At 38.9% G+C, this 12,491-nt stretch carries 12 protein-coding genes; 2 read left to right on the top strand and 10 right to left on the bottom strand.

The window, feature by feature from the left end; genetic code table 11:
- The first annotated feature begins 131 nt into the window (after nt 1–131).
- Nucleotides 132–3,173 (top strand): choice-of-anchor I family protein, encoded by a 3,042-nt coding sequence (locus HA632_RS11925; protein WP_176307421.1) that lies wholly within the window; start codon nt 132–134, stop codon nt 3,171–3,173.
- A 203-nt stretch (nt 3,174–3,376) separates the two neighbouring features.
- On the opposite strand, the gene HA632_RS14090 is transcribed toward HA632_RS11925, so the two are convergent.
- From HA632_RS14090 to HA632_RS11895, 6 genes are all read right to left on the bottom strand, one after another.
- Entirely contained in the window at nt 3,377–4,144 is a 768-nt protein-coding gene (locus HA632_RS14090) for a T9SS type A sorting domain-containing protein (protein ID WP_176307420.1), read from the bottom strand.
- A 1-nt stretch (nt 4,145) separates the two neighbouring features.
- Nucleotides 4,146–4,544, bottom strand: a complete 399-nt coding sequence (locus tag HA632_RS11915) for a hypothetical protein (RefSeq protein WP_176307419.1) — start codon at nt 4,542–4,544, stop codon at nt 4,146–4,148.
- Between the two features lie 25 nt (nt 4,545–4,569).
- A complete protein-coding gene (locus HA632_RS11910; protein ID WP_176307418.1) occupies nt 4,570–4,929 on the bottom strand; it encodes a hypothetical protein in 360 nt (119 codons plus the stop codon).
- 592 nt (nt 4,930–5,521) lie between these two features.
- Nucleotides 5,522–6,403: a pirin family protein gene (locus HA632_RS11905; protein WP_176307417.1), complete on the bottom strand. Its 882-nt coding sequence runs from the start codon at nt 6,401–6,403 to the stop codon at nt 5,522–5,524.
- Nucleotides 6,404–6,510: 107 nt separating this feature from the next.
- The gene (locus tag HA632_RS11900) at nt 6,511–7,041 is read right to left on the bottom strand and encodes a YceI family protein (RefSeq protein WP_176307416.1); all 531 of its coding nucleotides are present in this window, start codon (nt 7,039–7,041) and stop codon (nt 6,511–6,513) included.
- A gap of 941 nt (nt 7,042–7,982) precedes the next feature.
- On the bottom strand, nt 7,983–8,174 hold the full coding sequence (locus HA632_RS11895) for a cold-shock protein (RefSeq protein WP_176307415.1): 192 nt from the start codon (nt 8,172–8,174) through the stop codon (nt 7,983–7,985).
- A 271-nt stretch (nt 8,175–8,445) separates the two neighbouring features.
- Between HA632_RS11895 and HA632_RS11890 the strand changes: the two genes are divergently transcribed.
- Entirely contained in the window at nt 8,446–8,688 is a 243-nt protein-coding gene (locus HA632_RS11890) for a hypothetical protein (RefSeq protein WP_176307414.1), read from the top strand.
- A gap of 66 nt (nt 8,689–8,754) precedes the next feature.
- Here HA632_RS11890 and HA632_RS11885 read toward each other — a convergent pair whose 3' ends face one another.
- The 4 genes from HA632_RS11885 to HA632_RS11870 form a co-directional block, all read right to left on the bottom strand.
- Nucleotides 8,755–9,354 (bottom strand): RDD family protein, encoded by a 600-nt coding sequence (locus tag HA632_RS11885; protein ID WP_176307413.1) that lies wholly within the window; start codon nt 9,352–9,354, stop codon nt 8,755–8,757.
- 619 nt (nt 9,355–9,973) lie between these two features.
- Nucleotides 9,974–10,810: a tetratricopeptide repeat protein gene (locus HA632_RS11880; protein WP_176307412.1), complete on the bottom strand. Its 837-nt coding sequence runs from the start codon at nt 10,808–10,810 to the stop codon at nt 9,974–9,976.
- 187 nt (nt 10,811–10,997) lie between these two features.
- A complete protein-coding gene (locus tag HA632_RS11875) occupies nt 10,998–11,780 on the bottom strand; it encodes a hypothetical protein (RefSeq protein WP_176307411.1) in 783 nt (260 codons plus the stop codon).
- A 37-nt stretch (nt 11,781–11,817) separates the two neighbouring features.
- Nucleotides 11,818–12,426, bottom strand: a complete 609-nt coding sequence (locus HA632_RS11870) for an RDD family protein (protein ID WP_176307410.1) — start codon at nt 12,424–12,426, stop codon at nt 11,818–11,820.
- Nucleotides 12,427–12,491 lie beyond the last annotated feature (65 nt).

Raw genomic sequence — 12,491 nt, 5'->3', positions numbered from 1 at the left:
TTAAACAATACCGAGAATTGCTAACAATTAAGCCACATTGGAACCTCAATACTTAATAAATCATTGATTTTAAATTAATCATGTTGTTAAATCAATGACTGTATTTTGTATCAAAATAAAACTACACTACTATGTCAAAAAATTACACGACCAAAAGCTTGATTTTTATCTTGATGATGGCTTTTTCTTCCGTTTCTTGGGGACAAACTTTAGTTCATTATTGGAACTTTAATGACAACACTTCCGTGGGTGCTATTACAACACCGACTTTTACTTTAGGCGGTGCCGTTTTAAATGCTATTCCGGGTGGAATCAGTACGATTGATTTTGCCGGAGGAACCGGTCAAAATTTCTCCGTTTTGAATTTGAATGCTCGCAATGGAGATGTTTCAGGAACACACTTGCGTTTTAACGATCCTATTGGTGGTGCTTTAGAATTTGCTTTGCCCACCACAGGTTATGAAAATATCATCGTAAAATTTGCCACACGTCGATCAGGCTCGGGTGCAGGAACACAATCTTGGTTTTATACTTTGGATGGAACCAACTATGTAGCATTTACAACGGTGATTCCCAATAATGGCGATCCGGCTTTAGCGACTTTAGATTTTTCGGGTGTTTCGGGTGCGAATAACAATCCGAGTTTTAAATTGAGGGTCGAGTTTGCTCAAGGAAGCGGCGGAACTGTTGGCAATAACCGTTTTGATAATTTCACCCTCGAAGGGACTACCTTTGGCGGAGCCGATACCATTGCGCCGGTAGCAACTTTTGTGCCTGTAAATGCGGCAACCAATGTGGTTACGACGATTAATCCAACCATTAGTTTTAATGAAAATATTCGTTTAATTGACAATTCGACTATCGATAATACCAATGTTGATGGTGTGGTTGAATTGCGTTTGAACGATGCTTCCGGTGCTTTGGTAGCTTTTGACGCGACGATTTCAGGAAGTGTGATTACGGTTGTTCCGAATGCGCTTTTGGCCAACAGCCAATTGTATTATTTGGCTTTGTTGCCCAATACGATTGAAGATGAAAGCGATAATGCAATTGCGACAACGCCATCGGTTACTTTTACAACAGGAAATCCGAGTGTCGCTTTGGCTTCCAATTTTATAACGGTAAATGAAGCCGCTGGTACTTTATCTTTCAACATTACTTTGACCAGTCCGGCGACGAGTTCTGTGGATTTAGTGGTAAAAGGTACGCCTTTCAGCACGGCAGATGACAGCGATTTTACTTTGGCCTCTCAAACTTTAAACTTTACCGGTTCGAGTGCTTTGACCCAAACGATTACCATTCCGATTATTGATGATTTATCGGAAGAACAACAAGCAGAATATTTTGTATTGAGTTTAGAAAATGCGGTGGGTTTGACCATTACCGGAAATTCTTTTGCGACTGTTTATATTGTGGACAATGATAGATTAGCACCGGTTCCGAGTAACCAAATCGAGCTAAATTACATCGGTAGTTTTGATCCTTCGGGAGCAAATACCAGTACCTGCGAAATTGTAGTGCACGACCCGGCTTCTCAACGTTTATTTACTACGAGTGCTGTAGCCGGATTTTTAGATATTATTGATTTCAGTGACCCAACTGCACCAACAGTAGTAAGCTCAATAGATATGAATTCTTATGGTGGTGTAACTTCGGTAGCGGTTAAAAACGGAGTAGTCGCGGTCGCTTCGCCTAATGCCGATGAAACTTTAGAGGGTTCGGTAGTATTTTTTGATACCAATGGCACTTTCTTAAAGCAAGTGACCGTTGGAGCTTTACCGGATATGATTACGTTTTCACCGGATGGTACAAAAGTCATGACAGCCAATGAGGGTCAACCCAATGCGAACTATTCCATTGATCCTGAAGGTTCGGTTAGTGTGATTGACATTTCCGGAGGAATTCCTGCTTTGACACAAGCCAATGTGTCTACTTTATTGTTTACAGCTTTCAATGCTCAAGAAGCTTCTTTGATTGCTTCGGGTGTTAGAAAATTAAAAATGTCGAGCACCATGTCACAAGATTTCGAACCGGAATACATTACCATTAGTGCCGATTCCCAAAAGGCTTGGGTAACCTTACAAGAAAATAATGCCGTGGCGGAAATCAATTTGGCCACAACATCCATAACAGATATTTGGGCTCTAGGAACCAAAGACGTTAGTCTTCCGGGTAATGGTTTTGATATTTCAGATAATAATGGTCAGGTACTAATTGCCAACTGGCCCATAAACGCTTTCTATATACCGGATGCGATTGCCAATTATACTATCGGTGCCAATACTTTTTTGGTTACGGCCAATGAAGGAGACGAAAAAGAATATACCGGTTTTAATGAAAGAACTACGGTTGGTGCTGCAGGGTATGTTTTAGATGCGACTGTTTTTCCCAATGCAAGTGTGTTGAAACAAAGTTACAATATGGGAAGATACCGAGTTACCAATTTAAATGGAAATGCCGATGCCGATGGAGACTTTGAAACGATTAATGCGGTTGGAACGCGTTCGTTCTCTATTTTTAATGCCACAACGCAGCAATTGGTTTATGATAGTGGTGACGACTTTGAAATGTATACTTCGGCTAACTTTCCAACTATTTTCAATGCAGACCACGAAGACAACACGCCCAAAGGAAGAAGTCGTGCCAAAGGCCCGGAAGCAGAAGGCGTAACTGTGGCACAAATTGGTACCGAAACATTTGCTTTTATTTCTTTGGAAAGAGTAGGTGGCGTAATGGTTTATAATGTGACTGATCCAAACAATCCGACTTTTGTAGCGTATAAAAACAGCAGAAGTACTTCAGCTTATGCCGGTGACCATGGTCCGGAAGGCATTACTTATATAGCTCCGGAAAACAGTCCGACAGGTTTACCCTATGTTTTGGTTGCCAATGAAATCAGCGGAACGATAACCATTTTTGAAATCGACAGCAATGGATTGTCGACCAATGATTTTGAAGACAATGTACCAACATTTGCTGTTTTCCCAAATCCATCAGTAGACAATGGTTTGGTTTACTTCAACAGAACTGCAGATATTAAAGTGTATGATTTATCCGGAAAACTGATTTTGGCACAAAATGAAGCCCAAACATTAGATACAAAACATTTCACTTCAGGTGTTTATTTGATTAAAACCGGTGAAGGAATAGTAAAGCGATTGATTATTAAATAATTGTGGGTTAGTTATCAATGGTAAAAGCCTCTGACTTCCGTCAGAGGCTTTTTACTTTTCTATTGAAGACATAAGTAAACCTTGATGCGGTTTCTACAAATTGCCAATAAAAAGGCATTTGGGTCACAATTGATATTGGATTTTTTGAACATAAAAAAAGGCACTCCAAACGGAATGCCTTTCTGGTTTTTAGTTAAATGGTGTTATCGTCTTACTACGCGAAGAGTTTGTACGTTTTCGCCTTGAGAGACAATGACGTTGTAAACACCCGAAGGATATCTTTCCCCAATAGGTGCTTTTTCTAAGTCGCTTGCTTTTACAGTTTTTTGTTCAACCAATCGCCCTACCATATCGTAAACTTTGATGTCAATTAAAGCTGAGTCGGCAGTTTTAACTTCAATCATAAAGTTGTTTGTATAAGGATTTGGATATACAGTAGCTTTGAAAGCAATAGCTTCAATCATTCTGGCAGCCATCGGTGTAGTGATACTACATTCTTTGTCGTAAGGAACAAAAGTACCATACAGTTGCATTGATACCGCAACATTATAAGTAGTATCCGGAAGTAGTCCGGTAAACATGCTAAGCGTAAAGTTAGGTGTCGAACTGTCTTGATATTGCTCATAATCTAAATCACCAAATTCATCATAATGCGTCAACAAGAAACGGTAAAGCGTGGCTCCCGCAAATGGAGTTGCATTAATCACTTGTGTGTAACTAGTGGCTACCAGTTCACATTGCGAGGCGATGACTGAAGAGGTTGGCGGTGCTGGCGTAAAGATGGAACAAACTTGACCAAACTGTGACCAAGCAATGATGTTAGCCAATTTTATTTTGATTTGAACATCCACTTTGTATTCAGTAGCATAAGTTAAGAAGCCTACAGGAACAGTTAGCATGGTCAAATTAAAGTTAGGTAAATTACGCTCACCGGTGTAATAGTAAGTCGTTGGTGCATCAGCACGAGCCACTCTAAAACGATAGGTAATTGCTTACTGCACCGCCAACATTGTAAATGGCCATTAACCAGTAATTCCCAGGGGTTATCACCATGGGTGTAACTGACATAGTAACCGGTCCGGCTACTACATTGCTAATGGTTGAGGTTCTTAAAAGTGCTCCCGGAACTCCTGCATTGTCGGCATATAATGCCATTTGCACCAGTCCGGTTCCCGAAGCAAGTCCATACATTGACAGCCCTGTCAAGTTTCCTCCTGTACTTACGGTCATTTTTGTTCCTAAAATATAATTTGCACCAAAACTTCCGACTGTTGTATACACTTGACCTACGTTTCCTTGTGTACACTGAGCTTCGGAATACTGAACACAAAAGAACAGGATTACAATAATTGTATTTATTATTTTTTTCATGTTTGTTGGTTTGTTTAGTTTATTTTTATTGGTTTATAACGGAACTAGGATTAATATTTAAACGTTCTAATTCCAAATCGCTAACTACTGGAGGTATTTGTCCTTGTTCTATTTTTTGCTTAATTAAGGTAGTTACTTTATCAAAGTCTTCCTTATTTGCGTATGTTCTGCCAAGTATAGTGTACATCATTTTAGGATTAGTAACTACTGAAGTCTGGTTGCTTTCAGCTGGTATGTTTTTCGTAACTAATGCTTCTTTTGATTTCGAATCACTTGTTTGTGATTGTACTAGAACTTTTGAGCTTGTGAGGTTTAATTTTTTATCGGATTGAGCGTTTACTGAAAATCCAATAAGAATTGCAATCGTTAGTACTATTTTTTTCATCCTTACCTAAAAATTTGAATTTACCTACTCTTTGAAGGGATTTTCGGTTTCTTCCCAATGCACAATAGAAAGCGTTTCACTTAAACTAAAGTGAAAGACGACATGAGGAACAATTCAAACACAAAAAGTGCTCAAACAACCATTAGTAGGTAACGCGAAAAAAAATGTAGGTTGAAACGAAATCAAGCATCAATCTATGGAGTAAATTGATTTTCGTATGTGATATAGATAGAATTAAAATAAACTTTGATTTTTGTTTTTTAATTCTGTATTAAATTAACAATACTAAAACTGTTAATTAAAATATATCCGATAAAATGACAATTATAGTCGTTAAAATGTCTGGTATATTGGATTGAAAAGACCAATTTAATCTTCAAGCGTTTTTTACAAATCATAAAAAAACCGCCGCGATCCCTCGCGACGGTTTACCTTTTTATGTCAAAGCATTGCAGTTATCGGTTAGGACCAAATTTGGGCTTTGGTGAATACTTTCTTCTCTTGACCCAATAACATTGCTTTTGTAATAACAAATTTGGTGCTTTTCAAACAAAATTACGTTGCACAATTTTGACTAATTGTTATATAATTTTCATCCGCCAAAAGGCTGAGGCAAAGGAACAAAGTCTGTTTCATTGGGTACTTTCGGGAATTTTTGCGCTGTCCAATCGGCTTTAGCTTGCTCAATCACCGCTTTGTCGGAATGCACAAAGTTCCAATAAATAAAATGCTCTTCCGGAAAAGGTTCCCCACCAAAAAGATATAGTGTTGTATTCTCACTCATTTCAAATTCACAAAGCGAAGTCTCTTTGGCCACCAGTAATTGTTTCGTCCCATAAGTATGACCGTCATTGGTAATGCTGCCTTCTAAAATATACATCGCGCTTTCGCCATAGAGTTCATGACCAATATTGAGCTTGGTTTTAGCAGTGCTTTTAATTTCAATAAAATACAACGGACTGTATACCGGTACCGGAGATTTTTTACCAAAGGCTTCTCCGGCAATCAGTTTAATCGTAACACCATCTTGTTGCCATTCCGGAATGTCTTGGGCTTCAATGTGAGTAAAAGAAGGCTCCATATTTTCCAAAGCTTTGGGCAAAGCCACCCAAATCTGTAAGCCGTGCAAACTTTTTTCGGTATGGCGTAAATGCTCGGGCGTTCGCTCCGAGTGTACAATGCCTTTTCCTGCCGTCATCCAGTTTACCGCTCCGGGTTCAATAACCATTTCGGTGCCCAAACTGTCGCGGTGCATAATCGCACCTTCAAACAAATAGGTTAGGGTAGAAAGGCCAATATGCGGATGTGGCGGCACATCCATATTTTGGTAGTCTTTCAATTGTGCCGGACCCATATGGTCAATGAAAACAAAAGGTCCTACGGCTCGTTTTTCGCGAAAGGGCAACAATCGACCCACCAAAAAATTCCCAATATCCGCAGCGCGTTCCTCTATGATGATTCCAATATTTGACATGTTGTATGCTTTGTTTTAGTTACAACTAAGTTAATTAATTTTAATGCAAAAAAAAACCGCAAGGCTCTATATTGCCCAACGGTTTCCTCATCAATCAAAAACGATTATTATTGTTTTACGAATTGTACTTCGGCGTTTAACTTGATGTCTTCTCCAACCAATACACCACCGGTTTCCAGAGCGGCATTCCAAGTCAATCCGAATTCTTTTCTGTTGATTTTGCCGTTTAAAGAAAGTCCGATTTTAGTATTGCCCCAAGGGTCTTTCATCAAACCGCTGTATTCCGCGTCTAAAGTGATGTTCTTGGTCACGTCTTTTATGGTCAAATCACCGCTGATTTTGTATTCGCCTTCGTTTACTTTTTTTACGTTGCTGCTTTTGAAAGTCAATTTTCCAAAGTTTTCTACGTCAAAGAAATCCGCACTTCTCAAGTGATTATCGCGGTCGTCATTGCCGGTATTAATGGAATTTACCTCGGAAGTGAACTGAATTGCTGAGGTTTCAAAATTTTCCTCTTCGTTTTGTATATCAGCCTCAAATACATTGAATTTGCCGGATACATTAGTAAACATCATGTGTTTTACTTTAAAACCTATTTCTGAATGTGTCGGGTCGATTGCCCATGTTGCTTTTGCCATCGTTTTTTATTTTAATGAGTTAAATTTTAAGTTTTGTTTTCAATACTTCATTTGAACAGGACAAAGTTATAGCGGGTTTCCACCTCGCACACTTAACCTAGATTAAGAAATACAGTTGTATAGGAATTTAGAGTGGGAGTTTATGGTAAAGCATATTGTTATAGGTTATTAATAATGGCATGATAATACTGCAATGACAACTTATCATTCACGTCACTCTGAGTGTTTTGAATGAAATTCAAAATGTATCGAGAAGCTCGCTCAAACAACGGTTCTCGATACAATTTTTGTTCCGTTGCACTCCACAAAAACCACTCGAACTGACGTTTTTTACAACTATATGTTTTCGCTACGTCACTTCGAGTGTCACATACATCTCCAAACCGTCACTTCGAGTGATTTTGCGAACTGAAAACGATAGTTTTTAGTTTGTAAAATAGTATCGAGAAGCCTCGTTCGCACAACTGTTCTAGCTTACGCTCAGTTCGGCTAAAGCCTCGGGTCGATACAATTTTTGTTCCGTTGCACTCCACAAAAACCACTCGAACTGACGATAACTGCTTAAGACTAGATAAGTTTAAAAACCTCAAAACCGTCACTTCGAGTGATTTTTAAAGTTAAAAGCGCCAGCTTTTGAGTTTAAAAATTGTATCGAGAAGCCTCGCTCGCACAACGGTTCTAGCTTACGCTCAGTTCGGCTAAAGCCTCGGGTCGATACAATTTTTGTTCCGTTGCACTCCATAAAAAAACACTCGAACTGACGGTAAGTGCAAAGGACTCTATAAGCGTAAAGACATCATGACCGTCACTTCGATTCATTGCTTCGCAACACCCGAGCTAACGAAGTAATTCCGCGCTAAGGGACTGCATCGCTGTCCTTAAAACAAAAAAAAAGCCAATCAGAAGGATTGGCTTTTTAACAAACACTGGTAAAATATATCTTAGATAACGTTTACATTGGTTGCGGTTGGTCCTTTCTGACCATCCGTTACATCATAAGACACTTTGTCGTTTTCACGCACTTGGCCATTAAGACCGGTTACATGTACAAATAAGTCTGCTCCGCCATTGCTTGGCGTAATAAATCCGAAACCTTTGGCTTCATTGAAAAATTTAATCGTTCCTTCGTTCATAAAAATAAAATATTAAGCTGCGAAGGTAGTCTTTATTATTGATTATTAGGGATTTACTTTGACTTATTACAATATTAGCTTAAATTAACTGAAGCGATGGGTTTTAAAACATCACCTTCCTAATATCTAAACTCACGAGTCAAATTATTGAAAATTACCTTTGTTTTCGATGAATTACCACTTTATTTAACACTTCCGGGCAGTTTAATTAGCACCATTCTACCCGGAATTTCACTAAATTTACAAAGCCCAATTATAACCACATCAACCTATGCCCATTTCTACTGTCTTTGAATATATACAGAGCAAGCAAATCCCTTTAGTGATTGAATATTTTTTCGAAGGCGAAAATATTGCTGACCCTGCCACTTTTTTTGAGAAGAACCCCGGCGTTTTTGAACTTTTTTTCCCGTCAGAAGAAGAAATAGTGGATATGATTAACAAAAAGGTACTCTATTTTCAAACCCACAAACTAGTCATTTCAGAGTACGGGTTTTATTTGATTTATCTATAAAATATCTACTCTCCAAAATCCTAATTCCTAATTCACAACTCATAATTCATAACTCATAATTCAAACTCATAACTCCTTTATCTTCTCCAAACACCTACTATTCACCACGACAGTGCCCGCCAGTAGGTCACTTAGACTTCTCTTTCTGGGATTTAGTAAGACCAAAAGCATAGAGGTAAAATAATATCCTAAAATCACTATTTCCAGTGTCCATTCCGGAATAGGATTAAATGATTCCAAATACTCTAATTGCTCCACCAAACCCATACTATCAAACACTGTTGCATCTGCCAAGGCAATAGACGAGCTCTGAATGTAAAAGTCTAATAAGGCTAAGATAAGCAAGGGCAAGTATTTTAAAAACGACTCTCGATACGTTATAGCCGAACCGTCTGTTTTTAAAATGGTCAACCCCATAATACGCTTACCCGGTGTAGCGCCATAACGCACCGGCAAGTAAATACAATACGCCATAATCACAATTTCTGTAAAGACAAACGCATTGTAGTAATAATACAGATGTAAACTATCAAAAAATAGAGCTACTAGGGCTAAAGGAATAAAAATCAACCCATCCAAAAGCCCGGCAGCGAATCTTGCGCCAAAGTTGCCGTAAAGACTATAATGGGTCTTTTCTAAATGGTGTGAGAGTTTTTGGGTGGGCATAGTGGGTTGGGTTTTGGTTGGTTTATAATTGGAATAGCAATGTTGCACTTACTATTTTATTGTTAACGTCACTTCGAGTGATTTTTAAAGTTAAAAGCGCCAGCTTTTGAGTTTAAAAATTGTATCGAGAAGCCTCGATCAAACAACAGTTCTAGCTTACGCTCAGTTCGGCTAAAGCCTCGGGTCGATACATTTTTTTATTCCGTTATCACTCCATAAAAAACCACTCGAACTGACGAATCGCTATAACAAAAACGTCTTGGTCACGTCACTTCGAGTGATTTTACAAATTAAAAATGCTAATTTTTAGTTTGTAAAATAGTATCGAGAAGTCTCGAGAAGCCTCGCTCAAACAACAGTTCTAGCTTACGCTCAGTTCAGCCAAAGCCTCTGGTCGATACATTTTTTTATTCCGTTATCACTCCATAAAAAACCACTCGAACTGACGTTCTTTACAACTATATGCTTTCACCACGTCACTTCGAGTGATTTTTAAAGTTAAAAGCGCCAGCTTTTGAGTTTAAAAATTGTATCGACCCGAGCGTAGCGAACTGAGCGTAAGCTAGAAGCTCGCTAAAGCTAACAGCCCGTAAAGGGGTAAGCATGATAATTAAATTATTTAATTGCAAAGCTTTTTTACAGCGAGATAATCCTCATCGGCTTCAAAGTGCCGGTTGGTTTCTACCTTGAGTTCTTGTGCTTTTTTAAAGTTTTCACAAGCTTTGGCTTTGTTGCCCATTTTCTGGTAAATTTCTGCACGGTTCAAATAGCCCAAATCATAGTCGGGTTTAATTTCCAGAGCCTTGTTGATGTCGGCAAGGGCTTTGTCTAATTGTTTTAAATCCGTGAACAAATTGGCTCTGTTGTTGTACACTATGTGCAGGTCTTCGGCATCGGGAAAATCCTTTAATAACCTTTCATAATCGGCTAGCGCTTCCTCTTTTAAATCGAGTTGTTTTTTCAAGTTGATGAGATTGGCTAATGATTTAAAATCTTTAGGAGTCAGTTCCAATTGCTTCTCCATGTCGCGCATAGCCTCTTGATATTTTTTTTGCATGATATACGAATAAGCCCTATCAAAATAGATATCACTAAACGATGGTTCTATCTTGATGATGGCGGTATAATCCGCTTGGGCTTTGTCAAACTGTTCCATATCCATATAGGTATTGGCACGGGCATAGAGTAACTGTGTGTTGGGGTACAATTCGTAGGATTTACTATAATCACTAATGGCTAACTCTAATTGCCCTTGTTGTCGGTATACATGACCACGGTTGGAATAAGCACTCGAAAAGTTAGGGTCTGTAACGATGGCTTGGTTAAATAATTCAAAGGCTTTCTTAAGGTCTCCTTTTTGGGCCCATTCAATGCCTTTGGTGTTGAGTTCTGCACTGGTTTGGGCCTGAAACGAAAGGGCAACTAAAAGGAATAAAGCGGTTAGGGTGGTTTTCATAGGGTGGTTGGTTTTAGAGGGTTGGTTTATAATTGGAATAGCAATGTAGCACTTATATTTTATCGTTTACGTCACTTCGAGTGATTTTTAAAGTTAAAAGCGACAGCTTTTGAGTTTTAAAATTGACCCGAGGCTTTAGCCGAATTGAGCGAAGCTAATCGAGAAGCCTTCAAAAAAACAATACTCATTATTTCAGATAATTAATATTTCTCTTAAACTCCGACTGTTTCACCTTTTTCCCGTTCTTGATTTTATAAATAATTTTAAATGTCCAATTTCCTTTTTTGTCGTAGCGATACTCATATTCGTAATCGCTAGTTTTGATAACATCTCCTTTTTCGTTTTTTACAATAGTGGGGTCATTGGCCTCCTCATTAGTAATCTTACCTGTGCTTTCCGAAACAAATTGCCCATTCTGATTATAAACGCGGCTAACAAACTTATTGTTGGGGTAATCATACTCGGCTCTTTCCATACCATAAGCTTTGCCTTGACTGTCAGTAGTAATAACCTCTATGGCATTCCCGCGCTCATCATTTTTGATATACGTTACCATAATTACTTGTTGCTGCTGATTCTTTGCGGTGGTCTTAGTCACATATCCGTTAGCATCATACTCATGACTCGAAGTTTCGCTGCTATAGCCCATCAATTTATGCCAACGTTCTAATTTGCGCCCCAAACTTTTAGTGCCGGTTGAATCAAATTGCCAAGTTAGTCTTGCGGTAAGTACGCCATTTTCATCAAACCGCTGCTCCGAGACAACGCGGTGTTGGGCATTAAGGATAGAGACCTCTTTCTTTTTCTCTATGCTGCCACTAGAGTTGTAAAATGTTATCTCGGTAGTAATTTCACTTACCGGAAAACCGCTTCTCAAATCTTCAGGCTTGTTGAGGTGTAAAGCCGTGCCGACATTTTGTGCCTGGCATACCGTAAGACAGAGGTAGAGGAGGAGTTTGAAATGTTTCATAGTTTTGTTGGCATTAATGGTGAGAGTCCGGGCTGAATTAATGCTTAACTTCTTCCGCTATCTTCTCCAAACATCGGGTATATACCACTACGGTACCGGCCAGTTGGTCGCTGAGACTTCTGTTACGGGGATTGGTTAAGACCATAATTATAGTGGCCAAATAATACCCATAAATCACGACCATCTGAACCCACATGGGAATAGGGCTAAATTCTTTTAAATAGGTTGTTTGCTCCACCCAACCCAATTGGTCAAACACCGCTGCATCTGCCAAGGCAATAGACCAACACTGAACTACAAAGGCAAGCAATGCTATGCTAAGCAAAGGCAAGAATTTTAAAAACGCCTCGCGGTACGTTATAGCCGAACCATCTAGTTTTAAAATGGTCAATCCTATAATGCGCCTACCGGGTGTATTACCATAACGCACCGGTAAATAAATACAATAAAACGCTATGATCAATTGTGTTACCGCAAACGTATAGTAATAATGATACAAATGCAGACTGTTAAAATACAGCGAACCAAGGGTTACCGGAATCAGGAATACCCCATCTAATAACCCGGCAGCGATTCTTTCGCCAAAGTTACCGTATAGACTATAAGGAGTGTTTTCTAAATGTAGTGGGAGTTTTTGGGTGGTCATGGTGGGTTGGTTTAGGTTGGTTTAGGTTGGTTACTTTTTTTTGATTTTGTTATTTCCACACCACG

It is taken from the genome of Flavobacterium sp. J49 (genome assembly GCF_011742145.1).
Taxonomy (GTDB): domain Bacteria; phylum Bacteroidota; class Bacteroidia; order Flavobacteriales; family Flavobacteriaceae; genus Flavobacterium.
The sequence above is the reverse complement of the archived record's forward strand: the minus strand, read 5'-3'. Positions and strand labels throughout refer to the sequence as shown.

Excerpts from the sequence above, each read along its gene's own strand:
- HA632_RS11925 (WP_176307421.1), top strand. The coding sequence starts at position 132 with ATGTCAAAAAATTACACGACCAAAAGCTTGATTTTTATCTTGATGATG.
- HA632_RS11915 (WP_176307419.1), bottom strand. The coding sequence starts at position 4,544 with ATGAAAAAAATAATAAATACAATTATTGTAATCCTGTTCTTTTGTGTT.
- HA632_RS11910 (WP_176307418.1), bottom strand. The coding sequence starts at position 4,929 with ATGAAAAAAATAGTACTAACGATTGCAATTCTTATTGGATTTTCAGTA.
- HA632_RS11905 (WP_176307417.1), bottom strand. The coding sequence starts at position 6,403 with ATGTCAAATATTGGAATCATCATAGAGGAACGCGCTGCGGATATTGGG.
- HA632_RS11900 (WP_176307416.1), bottom strand. The coding sequence starts at position 7,041 with ATGGCAAAAGCAACATGGGCAATCGACCCGACACATTCAGAAATAGGT.
- HA632_RS11895 (WP_176307415.1), bottom strand. The coding sequence starts at position 8,174 with ATGAACGAAGGAACGATTAAATTTTTCAATGAAGCCAAAGGTTTCGGA.
- HA632_RS11890 (WP_176307414.1), top strand. The coding sequence starts at position 8,446 with ATGCCCATTTCTACTGTCTTTGAATATATACAGAGCAAGCAAATCCCT.
- HA632_RS11885 (WP_176307413.1), bottom strand. The coding sequence starts at position 9,354 with ATGCCCACCCAAAAACTCTCACACCATTTAGAAAAGACCCATTATAGT.
- HA632_RS11880 (WP_176307412.1), bottom strand. The coding sequence starts at position 10,810 with ATGAAAACCACCCTAACCGCTTTATTCCTTTTAGTTGCCCTTTCGTTT.
- HA632_RS11875 (WP_176307411.1), bottom strand. The coding sequence starts at position 11,780 with ATGAAACATTTCAAACTCCTCCTCTACCTCTGTCTTACGGTATGCCAG.
- HA632_RS11870 (WP_176307410.1), bottom strand. The coding sequence starts at position 12,426 with ATGACCACCCAAAAACTCCCACTACATTTAGAAAACACTCCTTATAGT.